Origin of the sequence: Kribbella orskensis (genome assembly GCF_004342085.1) — a bacterium.
GTDB classification, from domain to species: domain Bacteria; phylum Actinomycetota; class Actinomycetes; order Propionibacteriales; family Kribbellaceae; genus Kribbella; species Kribbella orskensis.
Map to the genome: position 1 here is coordinate 542,943 of NZ_SLWM01000004.1, position 17,701 is coordinate 560,643.

General features: G+C 68.6%; 17 protein-coding genes. 9 read left to right on the forward strand and 8 right to left on the reverse strand.

Features of this window, described 5'->3' with window-relative positions; translation table 11 throughout:
- Positions 1-66: 66 nt before the first annotated feature.
- From EV644_RS14760 to EV644_RS14780, 5 genes are all read right to left on the reverse strand, one after another.
- Positions 67-732, reverse strand: a complete 666-nt coding sequence (locus tag EV644_RS14760) for a fasciclin domain-containing protein (RefSeq protein ID WP_132188811.1) — start codon at positions 730-732, stop codon at positions 67-69.
- A 201-nt stretch (positions 733-933) separates the two neighbouring features.
- Positions 934-1,326 carry a hypothetical protein gene (locus EV644_RS14765; protein ID WP_132188812.1) on the reverse strand — a complete coding sequence of 131 codons (393 nt, stop codon included), beginning with the start codon at positions 1,324-1,326 and terminating at the stop codon, positions 934-936.
- Entirely contained in the window at positions 1,323-2,696 is a 1,374-nt protein-coding gene (locus EV644_RS14770) for a DUF4331 domain-containing protein (protein WP_132188813.1), read from the reverse strand. The genes EV644_RS14765 and EV644_RS14770 overlap by 4 nt, the downstream gene beginning before the upstream one ends.
- A 43-nt stretch (positions 2,697-2,739) precedes the next feature.
- Positions 2,740-3,018, reverse strand: coding sequence for a twin-arginine translocation signal domain-containing protein (locus EV644_RS14775; RefSeq protein WP_132188814.1), 279 nt, complete (start codon positions 3,016-3,018; stop codon positions 2,740-2,742).
- 130 nt (positions 3,019-3,148) lie between these two features.
- Entirely contained in the window at positions 3,149-3,757 is a 609-nt protein-coding gene (locus tag EV644_RS14780) for a TetR/AcrR family transcriptional regulator (RefSeq protein WP_241998155.1), read from the reverse strand.
- Positions 3,758-3,854: 97 nt separating this feature from the next.
- On the opposite strand from EV644_RS14780, the gene EV644_RS14785 reads away from it, so the two are divergent.
- From EV644_RS14785 to EV644_RS14800, 4 genes are all read left to right on the forward strand, one after another.
- Positions 3,855-5,267, forward strand: coding sequence for an MFS transporter (locus EV644_RS14785; RefSeq protein ID WP_132188816.1), 1,413 nt, complete (start codon positions 3,855-3,857; stop codon positions 5,265-5,267).
- A gap of 23 nt (positions 5,268-5,290) precedes the next feature.
- The gene (locus EV644_RS14790; protein ID WP_132188817.1) at positions 5,291-5,770 is read left to right on the forward strand and encodes a GNAT family N-acetyltransferase; all 480 of its coding nucleotides are present in this window, start codon (positions 5,291-5,293) and stop codon (positions 5,768-5,770) included.
- Between the two features lie 103 nt (positions 5,771-5,873).
- Positions 5,874-6,215: a YciI family protein gene (locus EV644_RS14795; RefSeq protein ID WP_241998157.1), complete on the forward strand. Its 342-nt coding sequence runs from the start codon at positions 5,874-5,876 to the stop codon at positions 6,213-6,215.
- A gap of 1 nt (position 6,216) precedes the next feature.
- A complete protein-coding gene (locus EV644_RS14800; protein ID WP_132188818.1) occupies positions 6,217-7,479 on the forward strand; it encodes an RNA polymerase sigma factor in 1,263 nt (420 codons plus the stop codon).
- A 4-nt stretch (positions 7,480-7,483) separates the two neighbouring features.
- Here the strand turns inward: EV644_RS14800 and lplAB are convergent, their stop codons facing one another.
- Entirely contained in the window at positions 7,484-8,533 is a 1,050-nt protein-coding gene (lplAB, locus tag EV644_RS14805) for a lipoate-protein ligase LplAB (protein ID WP_132188819.1), read from the reverse strand.
- Positions 8,534-8,780: 247 nt separating this feature from the next.
- Between lplAB and EV644_RS14810 the strand changes: the two genes are divergently transcribed.
- Positions 8,781-9,437 (forward strand): GPR1/FUN34/YaaH family transporter, encoded by a 657-nt coding sequence (locus tag EV644_RS14810; RefSeq protein ID WP_132188820.1) that lies wholly within the window; start codon positions 8,781-8,783, stop codon positions 9,435-9,437.
- 99 nt (positions 9,438-9,536) lie between these two features.
- On the opposite strand, the gene EV644_RS14815 is transcribed toward EV644_RS14810, so the two are convergent.
- Both EV644_RS14815 and EV644_RS14820 read right to left on the reverse strand, forming a co-directional pair.
- Positions 9,537-11,300 carry a ferritin-like domain-containing protein gene (locus EV644_RS14815; protein ID WP_132188821.1) on the reverse strand — a complete coding sequence of 588 codons (1,764 nt, stop codon included), beginning with the start codon at positions 11,298-11,300 and terminating at the stop codon, positions 9,537-9,539.
- A complete protein-coding gene (locus tag EV644_RS14820) occupies positions 11,300-11,530 on the reverse strand; it encodes a hypothetical protein (RefSeq protein ID WP_132188822.1) in 231 nt (76 codons plus the stop codon). The genes EV644_RS14815 and EV644_RS14820 overlap by 1 nt, the downstream gene beginning before the upstream one ends.
- Before the next feature lie 212 nt (positions 11,531-11,742).
- Here EV644_RS14820 and EV644_RS14825 point away from each other — a divergent pair, with 212 nt between their 5' ends.
- The 4 genes from EV644_RS14825 (at position 11,743) to EV644_RS14840 (ending at position 17,679) form a co-directional block, all read left to right on the forward strand.
- Complete coding sequence (locus tag EV644_RS14825; RefSeq protein WP_132188823.1) at positions 11,743-11,958, forward strand: hypothetical protein; 216 nt, start codon at positions 11,743-11,745, stop codon at positions 11,956-11,958.
- Between the two features lie 80 nt (positions 11,959-12,038).
- Positions 12,039-14,759 (forward strand): helix-turn-helix transcriptional regulator, encoded by a 2,721-nt coding sequence (locus tag EV644_RS14830; RefSeq protein WP_132188824.1) that lies wholly within the window; start codon positions 12,039-12,041, stop codon positions 14,757-14,759.
- A 101-nt stretch (positions 14,760-14,860) separates the two neighbouring features.
- On the forward strand, positions 14,861-16,234 hold the full coding sequence (locus tag EV644_RS14835) for an alpha/beta fold hydrolase (protein WP_132188825.1): 1,374 nt from the start codon (positions 14,861-14,863) through the stop codon (positions 16,232-16,234).
- Complete coding sequence (locus EV644_RS14840) at positions 16,231-17,679, forward strand: MFS transporter (RefSeq protein ID WP_132188826.1); 1,449 nt, start codon at positions 16,231-16,233, stop codon at positions 17,677-17,679. Before EV644_RS14835 ends, EV644_RS14840 begins: the two co-directional genes overlap by 4 nt.
- The last annotated feature ends 22 nt before the right edge of the window (positions 17,680-17,701 follow it).

Sequence of the window (17,701 nt, forward strand, 5' to 3'; positions counted from 1 at the left end):
GCGATAGACACCCCGCCGACCGACCACACCGAGGGGAGTGGCCGGCCGCAGCGTTGTGACGAAGCGTCAGGCTGCCGGGGGCATCAGGACGGAGTCGATCAGGTAGACCGTCGCGTTGGCGGTCTTCACCCCACCACAGATCACCTTGGCGTTGTTGACCATCAGGTTGTCGCCCGAACCAGTCACCGTGACCGCCTGCTTCTCCACCGTGGTCTGACTCCCCACCACCGCATCCGGCGCCAACTGCCCCGGCACCACGTGATAGGTCAGGATCTTGGTCAGCAACGCATCATCGGTCTTCAACGTGTTCACCGTCGCCGCCGGAATCTTCGCGAACGCCGAGTCCACCGGCGCGAACACCGTGAACTCACCACCGTTCAACGTCGACACCAGATCCACCTTCGGGTTCAGCTTGCCCGACACCGCCGCCACCAGCGTCGTCAGCAACGGATTCCCCGACGCCGCGGTCGCCACCGGCGCCGCCGCCATCCCATCCACCGAACCCGCACCAGTCGGGTTCGCCTTCGCATAATCGGCACACCCCGGCCCCACCAGACCCGCCGCGTTATCCATCGACGGCGACGCACTCGGAGTCTCGGCCGGCACCAACGACGACGTACTGGTCGACGGACTACCACTCGAGGTGTCATCACTTCCACCACACGCGGCAGTGACGAAGAGCAGGGACAGCGCGGATGCGGCGATACCTGCGCGAACGAGGTTCTTGGACATGACGAACTCTTTCTCTGGGGGAACGATTCGGTCGATGCCGCGTTGCTCGCGACTGACATCGGTGCTTCGGCGCCGCGGTGCGCCCGGATAGGCGCGAATCCGGACCTCTCGACAGAGAACCGCCGGGGAGTGTGTCGTCTCACTCCCCGGCGGTCCTTCGTTGCCCAGGGCATGCTTGTCCACGGCGTGCCCTGCCCCCAGTTACCGAGGCCAGGACGCCTCGGTGACCACTCCCCCGCTGACCTCCACCGTCAGCCGCACCGGCCCGTCAGGCCGGACGTACAGCTCGTAACTCCCCTCGGGAACCTCGAAGAAGACCGCCGAGTGCACTAGCTCGCCGTCCGGCGAGGGCCGCGGCACGACCGCGACATGAGGGAACGCGTGTCCATGCCCGTGACCATGTCCGTGCTCGTACTCATGTCCGTGCTCAGGGCCGTGCTCGTGTCCGTGCTCGTGCCGGCCGCTCGGGCGCAGCTCGATCTCCGCTCCGTCCAGCTCGGGCGGCATCGCGATGACCAGGGCGCCGATGTCGCCGCCGATGTCCAGCAGCACCGATGATCCCTTGCCCGCATGGGGATTCTCCACCGCGTTCATGACGCTGCCGGGATGCCCGGCCTGGACTGGGAGCCACCCGCCGGCGTTCCGAGGTACGGGAACGACGTCAGGTAGTCGGAGTTCGTGTTCGACGTACCGTCCTTGATCGCGCCGGCGGCGGCGTCCGGCTTGTAGGCCTTGTCCACCAGCGGGATGGTCAGTCCGGCGATCGCGCGCAGCTCGACGGTCACGACATCGTCGAAAACCCTGCGTCCGTTGGGGAATCCGGCCGCGTCGCCCGCCACCAGCCCGAGCGGGTTCGGCGACTTGGCCGGCGGTACGGCGACGTTGAGCCGCAGCATGTCCGCCTGCACCGGACCGGTGAAGTTCTGGAACCCCGGTATGACGTCCTTCGGGATCCCGGTCAGCAGGATCGCCGCGAGATCGGCACGGGGCTTCTTGTAGGCGGCGAGATTCGGGAACACGCCCGGATACAGCACCGGCAGCAGTCCGCCGAGCTCGGGCTTCGTGACGTACTTGGCGAAGCGCTTGTCCTCGGCGGGCGCCAGGCTGTTCCACTTGTCCTTCTCGGCCATCGGCACGACGACCTCGTTGAACAGCGGGTTGCCCAGCCGCGAGACCTGCTTGTACGGACCGTGCCCGACCGGAACGCCGCCGTTCAGAATCCTGGACTGCCGGCGACTCGCCGACGCGTAGACCCCGATCACCGACTTCGGGTCGAGCACGTCCTTGGGCCTCTTGCCATCCCTGGTCAGGTCCGTGATCGGGACTTGCAGCGCGATGGTGTGCACGTTCGACCCTTGCAGGCCGTTCACGCCCATCGCCGCGGCCGACGGGATCAGGTGCGCCATCTGGAACGGCCGCAGCGTGGCGAGGTCGAAGATGCTGCCCAGGTCGGCGAAGAACCCATCCGCGCGCTGGCCCGCGAACACCTTGCGGTTGGTGCCGAAGGTGTAGATCGCCTGACCGCCGAGCCTGGCGTAGTTCGGCGTACTGCGCACGCCGACGTTGACCGGGGGCGCCCCCAGGTTGCGGGCGAGCACGCGGGCCCGGCCGTTCTCCACCCGGGTCACCGAGTAGTACTGCGGCCGGTTCCAGGTCTTGTCCTTGATCGAGGTGATCGGCCCGGTGTTGTACAGGAAGGTCTTCCTGTTCCGGATCTCGGCGTGGAAGCGGAACTGGTAGCTGATGTCCGCCCGGCCGGTACCCGAGTTGGAGATGTGGATCTGGTAGAGCACGTCGTCGCCGAACTCGTAGAAGTTCGGCCCGCCGTACGGGTTCTGGAACGGGATGAAGTTGGCGATCAGGGTCACCGTGTCCGGTTTGTCCGGGCTGACGAACGCGTAGACGTCGGTGTTGTCGGCGACCGGGTCCTTCGAGATCTCCGGCGCTTCGCGGTGCGAAGACATGACAATTCCTCCAGTGCTGGATCGAGTACGAAGTGGTGGGCGGTCAGCCGGTCACGCCGGCGAGGCGGGCGGCGAGCTCGCGATCGGTCACCAGGACCTCGCGCTCGCCGACCATGATCGCCATCCGTCCGGCCTTGACGTCCTTGACGTGCACGACGAACGACTCTGCGTTCGTCAGGTCCGCCGCCTCCAATTGGGTCCCGGCGTCGGCGGACCCCTCACCGAACACCTTCGGTACGGCGAACGCGCCGACCGCGCCGACCGCCGCGGCGGTTCCCGCGCCCGCGAACACCAGGAATCCGCGTCGTGTTGCGTCACTCATGACTGTTTCCTTCCCCTGTCTTCCCCGTGGCCCCGACGCCGGCGACTGCCGCCGCGTCCACCCCGCATTCGGCGCCCACCCCTGGAGTGGATGGGTGCGAATTTCCGGGCGCCGACCAGTCGGGGGTCCGTCAGAGGTCGGTGAGGGTGGGGATGCGGTGGCCCGGTGGGGTGAAGGCGGCCAGGACAGTGGCGGTGATGCAGTCGGCGGCCTGGTCGGTGGCCAGGCGGCCGGCGTTGATCTCGTCGGCCGCGTTGTGCATCACGCTGTGCATCGTGCCGACCAGCCAACTGGTGGGCAGATCGCTGCGGAACACACCTTCGGCCTGACCTCGCTCGATCAGGTGCTGCACCCGCTGCATCGGCTCTTCGTGCAGCGCGCGGATCCGGCCGGGCGGCAGCACGCTCTGAGCAGCCAGCAGTAGCGACCGGAACCGATCCACCAACTGCCAGCTGGACTCGATCAGCCGCGCCAGCGCCAGCCGCGGGTCCCCGCTCAGGTCGACCGCCTCGAGCGCGTCATGCCCGTCCTCGATCGCGTGGGCGAACGCCGCGTCGACCAGGTCGGCCCGGGACGGAAAGTGGCCGTACAGCGTGACCCGTCCGACGCCCGCGGCCTTCGCGATCTCGCTGACGCTGGCGTCCGGGTTGCGGCTCAGGCTCTCGGTCGCCGCATCCAGGATCGCGGCGATGCTGCGTTGCGCGTCCGCCCGCTTGGCCGGCGCCTTGGACTGCGTCACCCGAGAACTCCTCTTGTCGAACACCACTGTACGAGTTACGGTACAGGAAATAACTCGAACACTCATGTTCGACTTAATCGATTCGGGAGGGACCGGAATGTCCGGAGAAACCAGCGGCGGTCAGCAGACGACCGCCGCCGATCCGCGGCGGTGGCGCCTGCTCGCGCTGCTCGGGGTCGCGCAATTCATGCTCATCCTCGATGTCACCGTGGTGGCCATCGCGCTGCCGCACATCGGTGCGGAACTCGGCCTGGCGCGGGGCACGCTGACCTGGGTGGTGAGCGCCTACACGCTGATGTTCGGCGGCCTGATGCTGCTCGGCGGCCGCGCGGCGGACCTCTTCGGCTCCCGCCGGATCGTGCTCACCGGCCTGGTGGTCTTCGTCGCCGCCTCGCTGGTCACCGGGTTGGCCAGCGGCGCCGAGATGCTGATCGGCGGCCGGATCGCCCAGGGCGTCGGCGCCGCGCTCCTGTCCCCCGCCGCCCTGTCGGTGGTCACCAAGACCTTCCAGGGCGAGGAGCGGAACAAGGCGCTCGGCATCTGGTCCGCCCTGGGCGGCGGTGGCTCCGCGATCGGAGTACTGCTCGGTGGTGTCCTCACCGCCGGACCGGGCTGGCAATGGGTCTTCTACATCAACGTGCCGATCGGCGTGGTCGTCCTGATCGCACTGGGCCGGACATTGCCCGCCGACCAGCCGGGAGCGAGCACCGCCCGCCTCGACTTCCCGGGCGCGCTCCTCGTCACCGCCGGCACCGGCACCGCGATCTACGCGCTGATCAACGCCGGCGACCGCGGCTGGCTCAGCGTCGCCACCGTCGGCACGCTGGCCGTGGCCGCCGTTCTGTACGCCGGGTTCGTCGCGCTGCAGCGCGTCGTGGGGTCACCGCTGATGGATGTCCGGATCCTGACCAGGCGACCCGTCGCCGCCGGTACCTTCCTGATCCTGGTCGCCACCGCGCTGATGATCGCGGTCTTCTTCCTCGGCTCCTTCTACCTGCAACACCTCAAGGGGTACGGCGCGCTGCGCACCGGGCTGCTCTTCCTGCCGGTGGCGCTCGCCACGATCGTCGGAGCACAGTCGGCCGCCCAGGTCATCGGCCGCACCGGCCCCCGGCCGGTCGCGCTCATCGGACTGGCGATCGCCGCGATCGGCACCGCGCTCCCCGCGTTCTGGGACAGCTCGGTCACGGTCGTGGTCGGGATCAGCGTCGCCGCCGCGGGGATCGGCGCCTCCTTCGTCGCGGCCTCCACGACCGCGTTGTCGCAGGTCGCTCATCACGAGGCGGGGCTGGCATCGGGGATCCTGAGCACCTTCCACGAGTTCGGCGCCGCGCTCGGTGTCGCCGCGGTGTCGAGCATCGCGGCCGCGAGTATCGCCGGCACCAGCAGTACCGGATTCACCCGCGGCTTCACCTTCGCCGCGATCACCGCCGCCGCATCCGCAGTACTGGCTCTGTTCGTCGTACCGGCGGCGAAGCCGATGGCGAACGCCCTGCGTCACGCGCACTGACCCGATCACCAGGAGACGGAGAGATGAACGCTTCAACCAGCCTCAGCGTCCGCCGCGCGAGCCGCCAGGACGCGGAGCTCGTCAGGACGATGGTCCGTGAACTCGCGGACCACCAGGACCAGGGCGAGCACGTCACGATCACCGTCGAGCGGTGGCGTGAACTGCTCGGCGACGACGCCGTGATCGTCCTCGTCGCCGAGCAGAAGGGACAGGCCGTGGGCTACGTGTCCGCGTTCCGCAGGCCGCACCTGTGGAGCGGCGAGGACATCCTCGCGCTCGACGACCTGTACGTCCGGAGCGACTTCCGGGACGCCGGCGTGGGCCGCGAACTGATGCTCGAGCTGGCCCGTCACGCACAGCCCGAGCGACTCACCATCAGCTGGGGCATGCAACCCGAGAACGTCCACGGCCAGCGCTTCTACGCCCGGCTGGGCGCCGCCCTCCGCCCGAAGGTCGTCGCCGCCTGGAACGCCACGGCGTACACGCAGGCTCTGAGCGCCTGAAATTTCTCCGGGGGGTGTCGATCTCAGCCGGTTTCGCGCATCGGTGTAGTAACAGTGGAACCTGACTAGCGGGTCCACGGCTGATGATCGAGAGGTGGCAGTGGTGGGGAAATACCTGGTGATGATCTACGACAACGAGGCGAAGTGGGCCGAGGCCGGCCCTCCGGCTGAGGAGGCGAACCACCTGCGGCACCAGGAGTTCGCGCAGGCGAACGGGGCGGCTCTGCGGGGTGGCGCGCAGCTCGGCGGGAGCGACTCGGCGACCTCCATCCGGTCCGACGGGAACGGCGGCTTCGTGGTCACCGACGGCACCTTCGTCGAGACCAAGGAGGTGATGGGCGGGTACTACATCATCGAGGCCGCCGATCTGGACGAGGCACTGGCGATCGCGAAGCAGGTGCCCTCGCCGATGGGCGGGGTCGAAGTACGCCCGATCATCAACTGAGATGAGCGTGACACCGGCGGAGGTCGCCAGCGCGATCGAACAGGCTCACCACCAGGAGTGGGCCTACGTGCTGGCGGCCACCGCACGGGTCGCCGCGGACCTGGATCTCGCCGAGGACTGTGTCCAGGACGCCTACGCCAAGGCCCTCGTGCACTGGCAGGCCGAGGGAATCCCCCGGCGCCCAGGAGCCTGGCTGACCACCGTCGCCACCCGCCGAGCCCTAGAGCAGCGGCGGCGATCGGCGGTGCTCGAACGCAAGCTCCCGCTCCTCGTGCCCGACTCGGTCGACGGCGACGAGGCCGATCCGTTCGACGGCGATGGCACCGGCGTGTTCCCGGACGACCGGTTGCGACTCGTCTTCACCTGCTGCCACCCGGCGCTCTCGCAGGAGAGCCAGGTCGCGCTCACCCTGAAGCTGGTGTGCGGGCTCTCGTCGGCCGAGATCGCCAAGGCCTTCCTGGTCAAGGAGGCCACCCTGCAGGCGCGGATCACCCGCGCGAAACAGAAGATCGCCAAGACCCGCATCCCGTACCGCGTACCGCGCGTGGGCGAACTCCCCGAGCGAATCGACGCCGTCCTCGACGTGGTCCATCTGGTGTACTCCGTGGGCAGCACCGCCAAGTTCGGGGATCAGTTGAGCCGGCCCGATCTCGCCCGGCGGGGTCTCGACCTGGCGCGGATGGTCCATCTCCTGCTCCCGGACAGCGCCGAAGCATCGGCATTGCTCGGTCACCTGTTGCTGACCCAGTCGCGGGACGCCGCGCGAGTTGACGACGCCGGCCGGCTGGTGCTGATGCAGGACCAGGATCGGTCGTTGTGGGACGGCGAGTTGATTGCCGAGGGCCTCGAGCTGGTCCAGGTGGCACTCGGACAGCCGCCGGTCGGCCGGTTCGGCCTGCTGGCCGCGATCGGCGCAGTACATGCCGAGGCTCGACGGTGGGAGGAGACCGACTGGGACCAGATCCTCGGGCTCTACGACCTCCTGCTTGCGCGCTGGCCGTCCCCGGTCGTCGCCCTCAATCGTGCAGTGGCAGTCAGCTATGCCGACAGTCCCGAGGCTGCCCTCGAGGTGGTGCGAGAGCTGGCCGAGGATCCGGCGCTGGCCACGTATCCCTATCTCGCTGCGACTCACGCGGATCTGCTACGCCGTACGGGTCAGTGGCAGGCGGCGCTCACGGCGTACGAGGAGGCGCTGACGTTCACCGACAACGCGGTGGAGGCCGCCTACCTCAATCAACGGCTCGACGAACTGCGCAGCCGGTGACGAATCACGGCACCCGGGTGAGCCACTCCCGCGTCCCGAACTTGGACGTGACGCGTCGCCGGGCCTCGTCGAGGGTCTCCTCGTCGATCGTCGACCTGCTCAGCCCGTACCGCCCGGCGAACGATCCGACCAGCCGCTCGATCACGGCGGCCCGCTCCAGCCCAGTCTGGCTGCGCAGGGGGTCAACCCGCTTGTTCGCGCTCGTGGTGCCCTTGTCCGACAGCTTCTCGCGGCCGATCCGCAGTACCTCGAGCATCTTCGCGGCGTCCATGTCGTAGGCCATCGTGACGTGATGCAGTACCGCGCCGCCGGCGAACCGCTTCTGCGCGGCGCCGGCGATCTTGCCCGCCGGCGAGGTGATGTCGTTGATCGGCTGGTACGTCGCGGCGATGCCGAGGTCGTTCAGCGCGCCGACCACCCAGTCGTCGAGGAACGCGTACGACTCGACGAAGGACAGCCCGGACACCAGCGACTCCGGGACGTACAGCGAATAGGTGATGGTGTTGCCCGGCTCGACGAACATCGCGCCGCCACCGCTGATCCGGCGTACGACGGTGACGTCGTGCTTCGCGGCGCCGTCCAGGTCGACCTCGTTCGCGAGGGACTGGAAGCTGCCGATGATGACCGCGTTCGAGGCCCACTCCCAGATCCGCAGCGTCGGCGGCCGCTCCCCCGAACCGACCTGCTCGGCCAGTACCTCGTCGAGCGCCATCTGCAGCGCGGGCTCCCGCGGTACGTCGTGCACGAACTCCCAGGCGTGGTCCCGCCACCCGGTCGCACCGGTCAGCGCCCGCCGTACCGCGACCGCCACCGCCTCCGGGGAGAACCCGATCATCTCGACGCCATCACCCAGCACGGCCCGGACCCGCGCGGCGATCTGCGCCACCGGCAGTTCGATCGGCAAGCCGGCCAGGGCGCCATTGATCCGCTCCAGCGCGTCATCCGGTTCGAGGAAGAAGTCCCCGCTGAGCTGGGCCCGCCGCACCACCCCGTCCACGACGTCCAGATCCGCTACGACAAGCTTCCCGCCAGGCACCTTGTACTCACCATGCACGACTGTTGACAACCCGTCGGCGAGCGAGGATGTTCCCGGCCAGAGACGGCTCGACCGGCCGCGGGAATCCGCGCGGCTACAGGCGCCCGGAGCACGCCGCCACCTGGAGGCCGGGAAGCCTTCCTGGAACGCCGTGGCGTGCCTTTCCGCGCTGAGTGAGCGCCGGGGAAGCACCCCGATCGAGACTCGATGCGGGCGCAAAGGGCGTAGAATAACACACTTCGGAATGCCCCGAAAGGAACACGCCATGACCACCATCGACACCCCTGCCCAACCCGCCCAACGAGTACCCGCCCAACCTGAACCTGCCGCCGAGGCCGCGCCCCAGGCGGTGACTGGAGACCCGTCCCTGATCGGTCTCCCCAGTTTCATCGTGGGATCGGTCGCGCTCGGGCTCGTCCTTGTCGGCTACGTATCTGCGGCGTCGGTCGGGGCGTCGCTCGCCATCCTCGTCGCGGCCACCGGCCTGGGCCTGGTGATCGCGGCAGTCTGGGCGGCAGCTGTCGGCCAGAGCGCGGTAGCCGGGGTGTTCGGCATCTTCGCCGGGTTCTGGCTCAGTTACGCAATGCTCGTACTGGGTCTCACACACGACTGGTTCGCCATCCCCGCTGCGGACGCCCTCGACACGCAAGGCCTGTTCCTGATCTCGTGGCTGGTAGTGATCGGGATGCTGACCCTGGCCACACTCCGCCTGCCGGTCGCGTACACGGTGCTCTTCGCCCTGATCGAAGCCGCACTGGTGCTGGTCTTGATCGGCACCCTGCAGGAATCGTCGGATGTGCTCCGCGTCGCAGGTGTGGTGGTGTTCCTCTTCGCCGCGGTAGGTGTCTACCTGTTCTTCAGCTCGGCTTCGCAGGCGACAGGCGGAAGAGCGCTTCCGCTCGGACCGCCGCTCGTCCATTGATCGAGTCGCCTCAGTTCGGCCCACAGCCGCTCGCTGGGTAACGGTTCCGGCATGGCCGAAACCTGACATCGTCCGATCAGCCGCAGGCTCAAGGGGTCCTCAAGGGGTTTCGCCGGCGACCGACTCGTCGCGGAACCCGATCGTGCGGTGGGTGCCGTCGCACAGTGGCTTGTTGGCGGAGTGCCCGCACCGGCACAGCGTCATCCTGTTGCGGGTCTCCAGCGGGCGGCCGTCGGCTCGCAGTACAGGGACGCGCCCGGTGACCCAGAGGGCGCTTGCCTGGCCGTTCTCCTCTTCAAGGACCGAGATCGCCTCGGGGAGGTCGACTTCGATCGACTCGCCGCCGCGGCTCAGCGCGTAGCTGTACGAGCCTGACGGGCAGTGGTCGATCCGGCCCATCACGTCCGAGCGCACGTCGCTGTCGCCCGTGTCGGCGAGCATCTCGGCGATCGGCCTGGTGCGGCCGATGCAGAAGGCTGCGTGGATGCACAACTCCCCGACCCGCTGCGCCGAGATGCCGATCCCGTCGTGCACGTGCTGCAGTTCGGCGTACGGCCGGACCTCGGCCGACTCCTGGCCGTCGAACCCGACCACCGCGTGGGTTCCGTCGCAGAAGGGCTTCGAGCCGGACCGCCCGCACCGGCACAGGGCATACGTATTCTCGGTGTCGATCGCGTCGCCGGTCTGCCAGGTGAGCGAGTCGTTGTTCTCCGACACGATCTTGCGCTTGCGCCTGAGCGGCACCCGCCCGTAGACGACATACGGCCCATCACGCAGTACTGCGATCCGCCGCGAGTCGCCCTGGCTCCACCGACGCCCCTCGGGTGCGACGTAGTCGAAGGTGGGACCTGCCGTCCGGCCTTCTCCGTCGGGCATACCCATGAGGGCTTCGGCCTGGGCCTTGAGCGCATACATGGTGCCGGTGGCAACGGAGAGCATCCTCGGACTGCCGTTGAACGCCTGCTCCAGGAGATGCAGCACAGCGCAGTACGTGTGGTTGAACTCCTCTTGGGCCACGCGGATCGGATGCCCGGGAGGATGGTCGGCCAGCCGCGGGTTGTGCCGCATGGGCCGGACACCGTCGAAGTCCACCGTGACGGCTTCGCCAGTGGGCCCGGACTGCGGGGTATCGCCACGCTGGTAGCGGCGGCCGAGCTTGAGCTCCTGGAACCGGTAGTAGTGCGCCACCTCTTCGCGGTCAGGGTGGAAGATGTCCTCGTCGCCGTCCCAGACCTCGCCCCGCGCTGTCCCTTCGCCCTGCTCGACGATCTCCTCCAGCGCCGCGAGCGCGGAAGCCAGATCTGTGACCACGACCAGCCGACCGCCGCTGTGACGGAAGTGGCCGGCGCTCACCTGACGAGCCGGATCGCCGCTGAAGACCTCCCGCTCCCCCAGCCGGGCGCAAAGCTCGCGCAGCCCACCTTCGATCGCGTCGTAGAACTGCCCGAGCGTCTCGTAGCTGTCGGCTTCAGCCGGCGCGCTGGGTGGCGCCGGCTGCTCGATCCGGAGGAACAGCTCCAGCGCTTCGGGGCCGAAGGGAGCCAGCGACAGTTCCAGCGACCGGTCGCCGTGTGGCAGCCGCCGGGGATGCGACGGCAACAACCTCGGGCTGTCCAGCCGAGGTTGTCCACCCACCGCGTTCAGGATGTTGGCGGCCAGCGCGAGGTGGAGCATCTCCTCCACGAACACCCCGCTGACGACCTCGAACGCCTCCGGATTCCGTTTCGGGTCCAGTGAGTACAACGCGCACAGATACGGAGGCAGGGTCGCGTGTTCCAGCTCGACAGCCCACTGCAGGTGCTCCCGGAGGCTTGCCAACGATCCGATCCGCGAGACCGTGCTGAACTCGGATACCTGGCTCATCACTGTCCCGTCGAGTCCTGCCGGTGGTCGCCCTCGAGGGCCTCCACCGCGCCGAGCAGGCTCCGAAGACTTGCCTCCTCACGGTCGATGTCGGTCGGATCGAACAACCACTCCGAGGGCGGTACGACGACCTCGTCCGCCGGCGCGCTCGACTCGACCTGGTCGAGCTCTGTCTCGACCTCCACCTCGAGCTCGTGCAGGAACGGGCTTTTGTCGGACTGGGCACTCATGTCTTCTCCAGGGGTCGTTGATCGGCGCTTCCGTCAGCTGGCTACCACCCGATGCCAGCTAAGACAGGGCACCCGGCCAACTTGTGACAGGTCCCCGAGGACTCGCGGCGATCGTTGCCTGAGCGCTCAATCGTCGACTCCTGTCCGGCCGTTCAGCCCCGTCGTGAAACGTTGACGGCCGTTTCTCCGATACTCCCCTTGGAGAGGGGGGAATGATGAGACGACGTCACGACCAGCGCAGCCGGCGGCCGAAGCAACAGCTCGAGTCCGACGTCGTCGCGACACGCCTGCTCTGGCTACTCGCAGTCATCAGACGCGGCCCCACTCCTCACCACGACGCCGAGCTCGCCGACGATCAACTGCTTGATCAGCTCACCACCCCGGCCCCCGGCAAGGACAACCCCACCCGCTGCCGCCTGCCCCGTTAGTTGCCTCCACCAACTGATGCACCTTCAGCGCCGGGGTCGAGGTCGGGACCGGCCGGCGTCGGGCGTGTACGGTCGCAAGAGTGCTGGTCGGACGAGAGCCTGAGAGCGCTCAGCTGGCCGAACTGGTTGAGCAAGCCCGGCACGGCTCCGCCCGCAGCCTGGTGGTTCACGGCGAGCCCGGCGTCGGTAAGACGGCCTTGCTCGAGGAACTTCTCGGGAACGTCGGCGACGCGCTGACTCTGCGTACGCAGGGTTTGGAAGCCGAGGCGCCGCTGGCGTTCGCGGCGCTGCATCGGCTCCTGCTTCCGGTGATGCGGCTGCGCGAGATTCTCCCGGGTCCTCAGTCCCGAGCCCTGCGGGTCGCTTTCGGTGAGGAGGAAGGGCCCGCGGTTGAGCCCTTCATGGTTGCGGTGGCGACGCTGTCGATGCTGACTGCGGCAGCGGAGGAACGTCTGGTGCTCTGCATGGTCGACGACGCGCACTGGCTCGATTCAGGGACCGCGGACGCGCTGCTCTTCGCGGCGCGGAGGCTGGGCGCTGATCGTGTGCTCATGGTGTTCTCGGCCCGCGACGGGGTACCGACCCCCTTCAGCCCTGCCGGGATCCAGGACCTGACGCTGGCGGGGCTGGACCCATCGGCAGCTCGTGCGTTGCTGGACGAGCGAGGTGACCTCAGCCGTAGCGAAGAGGTCACCCAGCGGCTCATCGCCGAGACGGGCGGCAACCCACTTGCCCTGCTGGAGTTGCCGACGAAGCTCAGCCGGGCTGAGCTCGAGGGATCCTCGCCGCTGCCCGCTCAGCTCCACCTCACTACTCGTGTCGAGCAGAGCTTCGTTGATCGCTGTCGGCGACTTCCGCCGGCGGTGCAGTCTGTGATGTTGCTGGTGTCCGCCGACGACAGCGCCGACCTCGCGATGGTCAGACGCGCGGCGGCGCACCTGGGTGCTGGTGACAAGGAGCTGGATGAGGCCAGGACGTCGGGGCTGCTCGTCCTGGACGAGACCACGGTCCGGGTCCGGCATCCGCTCGTGCGTTCGGCGATCTACCAGGCCGCTGCCACCGTGGAGAGGCGGCGGGTCCATAGTGCCCTCGCAGCTGCGCTTGACGGGGTCGGTGACCAGGACCGAGCGGCGTGGCATCGTTCCGGCGCGGCTGAGGGTCCTGACGAGGAACTGGTCGCTGCGCTGGAGCTCTCCGGATCACGCGCAGAGCGTCGCGGTGGGTACGGCGCAGCCCTGGCTGCCTTCCAACGCGCCTCGACCCTGACCTCCCACGAGCCGCGGCGAGCTGAAGTGACCTTCGCAGCCGCACGCAACGCTTGGGCGAGCGGGCAAACAGGTCTGTCGCGCACCCTGTTGTCTGCAGCTCAAGCCGCCGCGACCGATCCGGTCCTCCGCAGCGACATCGCCCGGCTGCGAGGCCGGATCGAGGTCAACATCGGGTCGGCGAAGGATGCGCACCGCATCTTCATCGAAGCCGCCGAGGCAGTCCGCGCGGTCGACCCGCTGCGAGCTCTCGAGATGAGCGTGGCGGCCGCCACCCTGCGCGCCTATGGCGCCGACAGCGGCGCCGCCCTGAGCAGGGACGAGCTGCTGACCGCGCAGGTCGGCGACGACAGCCCGCGGACGCTCTGCCTCAAACAGCTCCTGCCGGCCATGACCCAGGCCGCTGACAAGAACTGGGCTGCGGCGATCGTGTCCCTGCAGGTCGCCCTCGACGCGGGCGATCCCGTCGACGACCTCGACCTCCTGGGCAACCTGGGCAACGCGGCGCTTCAACTGGGGCACGACAGCGGGGCCCAGCGATTCTACGAGCTGATGCTGTCCCGAGCCCGAGAACGCGGTGCCTTGATGGCAGTGGTCTACGCCCTGCAACGGCTCTGCTTCGGCCACCTCGTCCGCGGCGACCTGGCCGCCGTGCGCGGTGCGGCTGAAGAAGCTCGCGGGCTCGGCCTCAGCATGAACCAGCCGGCACTGACGGCAGGTCCCCTGGCCTGGCTGACGTTGCTCGCGGCCGTCCAGGTGCGGGATGACTACGACACTCTGCTCGGCGAACTCGACGATGTCGTGGCCACGCAGCCGCTCGGCATCCTGACCGACCCGGTCCACGACCTCACGCGTTGGGCCAAGGGGACGAGGGCCGCCGCGACCGGGGACACCTTCGGCGCAGCTCATCACCTGGGTCGATTCCGGCTGCCGGTCCTGGCCCGGATGGCCGCGATGGAGCGCGTCGACGCTGCGGTCCGGGCCGGCGAGAACGGCCTTGCCCGCGCGTGGGTGGAGGATCTGGCCGGTTACGCCGGGGCCACCGGTTGGCCGTGGGCGCTCGCGACGGTTGCCTATGGCAAAGCGATGACCGCCGACGCCGGAAGCGAAGAGGAGCAGTTCCAGCTCGCCCTTTCCTGGCACGCCCGCTCGGGACGTCCGTACGACGAGGCCCGCACCCACCTGGCCTACGGGGAGTGGCTGCGCCGTTCTCAACGCCGCGTCGATGCCCGGCGCCACCTCCGCCAGGCTCTCGAGGTCTTCCGCGACCTGCGCGCCGAAACCCTCGTCAGCCGTGCGGCCCAGGAGCTCCGGGCGTCGGGCGAGACTGCCCGCAAGCGTGACCCGTCCACGCTGGTGAAGCTCACCCCGATGGAACTCAAGGTCGCCCAGCTCGTCAGTTCGGGTCTGTCGAACAAGGACGTCGCCGCGCAGTGCTGGGTCTCTCCGCGGACGGTGGCGTTCCACCTGCGCAACGTCTTCGCCAAGGCCGGCGTCACCTCACGCGGTGAACTAGCCCGGCTCGACCTCGGCTAGCACCTACCCGGCAGAACCCGGTCATTTGACCGGGGTGAGCAGCCGCGTTCCGGTCCACGCTCGACAGCAGTGCACCACCCCACTGCGAGAGCGAGACCGTCATGAGCGTCCAGATCCAGCCAACTTCCCCGACAACCGACACCAAGGCCTCGAGCGCGCCCCGAAAAGGGCGCATCGGCCGCGTCATCGCCGGATCGCTCCTCGCCGGAGCCACCATCGCGCTCGCCCTCACCCTGGGCGTCTTCGCCGGCGCGACCGAGAGCATCATCACCGGGTCGATCCTCCTCTCCTTCGGGATCGGCTGGAGTCTGCTGGCGACCCTGTCGGTGCGACGGACATCCCAACCGCAGCGCTGGGCCGGACTGCCCGCAGCAGCGATGACAGCATCCGGTCTCGTTCTCTTGGCGTTTCAGCCCGGGCACGCTGTCCTGACCACCGTCGGCTGGGTGTGGCCAGTACTGGTTCTGGTGCTCGCCGTCTGGATGCGCAGCCGGATGCGGCGCGCCCTGTCCGGTCGCGGACGCCGGCTGCTGACACCGGCGATGACCGTTCTCGCGCTCGCCTGCATCGGGGCGACCTACGAGAACATCACTGTTCTGCAGGACGACACCACCTATCCCGCCACCGGGCGAACCTTCGAGGTCGCCGGACACCGACTGCACCTCGACTGCCGAGGCACCGGTGGTCCCACCGTGGTGCTGTTCAACGGTCTCGGCGGCGTCTCAGCCTCCTGGGCCCGGATCACCGGCGACGTGGCCCGCACCGGTCGTGTGTGCGCCTATGACCGGGCCGGCCAGGGTTGGAGCGAAGATGCCGAGCATCCCCAGGACGGCGTGACAGCAGCCGAGGATCTGCACCTGCTGCTGGCCAAGGCAGGCGAGCACGGCCCGTACCTGCTCGTCGGTCACTCGATCGGCGGTACATACTCGATGACGTACGCCGCCCGCTATCCCGACCAGGTCGCCGGACTCGTGCTGCTGGACAGTTCCAGCCCCGAACAGTTCACCCGGATGCCCGACTACCCCGGCCAGTACGCGGTCATGCGGCGCGCCACCGCGCTGATGCCCACCCTCGCGCGTCTCGGTCTGAGCCGAGTAGTCGCCTTCGCCAGTCCGTCTCACCTGCCCGTCGAAGCAGCCGACCGAGTGCGGGCTGTGACCGCAAACGCGCACGCTGCCCGGAACATGCGCGACGAGGTCTCCATGCTTCATCAGGTGTTCGCTCAGGCCGGGGCGCTCACCACCCTTCACGACCTGCCGCTGGCCGTCGTCACCGCGTCGGAGACGCTCAAGGACACCGGCTGGGCCGCGGCCCAGGATCAGCTCGCAACCCTCTCCGACAACCGCATGCACCAGGTCGTCGAGGCGTCTCACCTCGGACTGCTGGAGGACGAACCCGCAGCGGCGGAGTCGACGCGCGCCATCACCGAGGTCATCTCCGCCATCCGCGCCGGATCCCACCTGGAGTCGAAATGACCACCCACCCGGAAAGTCCCGTTCAGGTCGTCGCGGAGAACCTCGCCAAGAAGTCCTGGGCCGTGCTCGGCGTCGCACTGGTCGCCCAGATCCTGGTCGTCCTGGACATCTCGGTCGTGAACACCGCCCTGCCCTCGATCGGCCGCTCGCTGCACCTCGGTGGCGGAGACCTCCAGTGGTTGGTCACGGCGTACCTGATGATGTCCGGCGGCGGCCTGCTGCTCGGCGGACGCGTCGCTGACCTACTGTCTCGTCGTACTGTCTTCCTGACCGGCCTCGGCCTGTTCACCGTCGCTTCCCTGGTCAGTGGGTTCGCGAGCAACGGCGGCGAGCTCATCGCGGCGCGGTCGGTGCAAGGTCTGAGCGCAGCGCTGCTCACTCCGTCCGCACTGTCGCTGATCATGACCACGTACGCCGGTGCGCAGCGCAAGGCGGCACTCGCTCTCTGGGGCGCAGTCGGCAGTCTCGGAGTCGCTGCGGGCGTACTCGTCGGCGGAGCCATCACGACGTGGTCCAGCTGGGAGTTCATCTTCTGGGTCAACGGCCCCATCGGGCTCGTCGCTCTCCTCGTGGGGCGCCGGATCCTCGCAAAGGACAAGGCGGCGCGCCCCTCGCTGCGCGACTTCGACTTCCCGGGTGCCCTCGCTGTCCTCGGAGGGCTCGCCAGCCTGGTCTACGGACTCGGTGGCACGGAGAAGCACGGATGGTGGTCTCCGCAGACGACAGCGGCCTTCGGTCTGTCGTTCCTCCTGCTGGTGGCCTTCCTGAAGATCGAGCAGCGTGCCGCCCAACCCCTGTTCCCGCCGCATGTCTGGAAGCTCAACACCTTGGTGTCCGGCACCGCCGTGATGCTCGGCGTCACCGGGATCCTGGTCGGTACCGTCTTCCTGACCTCGATCTTCCTGCAGACCGTGCTCGGTTACTCCGCCCTGCGGACCGGCATCTCGTTCCTGCCGTTCGCACTCTCCATCACGGCGGGCACTGTCGTCGCCAAGCACCTGTTGAACCACGCATCACCGCGCAGCATCTCGACCGCGGGTCTTCTCCTCAGCGTCGGTGCGGCTCTGTTGCTGTCCACCGCCGCCAGCCACGCGCAGTACGGCGTCGACATCCTCCCAGGACTGGTCATCCTCGGTATCGGGGTCGGCATGGTGTTCGTGCCCGTCTCGGTGGTCTCCATGGCAGGCATCCCGGCCTCCCACGCCGGCGTCGCGTCGGGGTTCCTGATGACCGGCCACGAGATCGGTGCCGCCCTCGGCGTCGCCATCCTCTCCGCGGTCGCCAGCACGGCCGGCACGCTCACGACGGCGGCAGGCGCCGCCGATGCGTTCTCCCGCGGATTCGTCGGTGCCGCCGCGATGGGAACCCTGGTCGCAGTCTTCGCGCTGCTCCGGATGCCCAAGACCCGGGGCACGGGCGGTGGCGGTCACCTGCACCTGCACTGACACGTCGCGCTGAAGTCGGGAC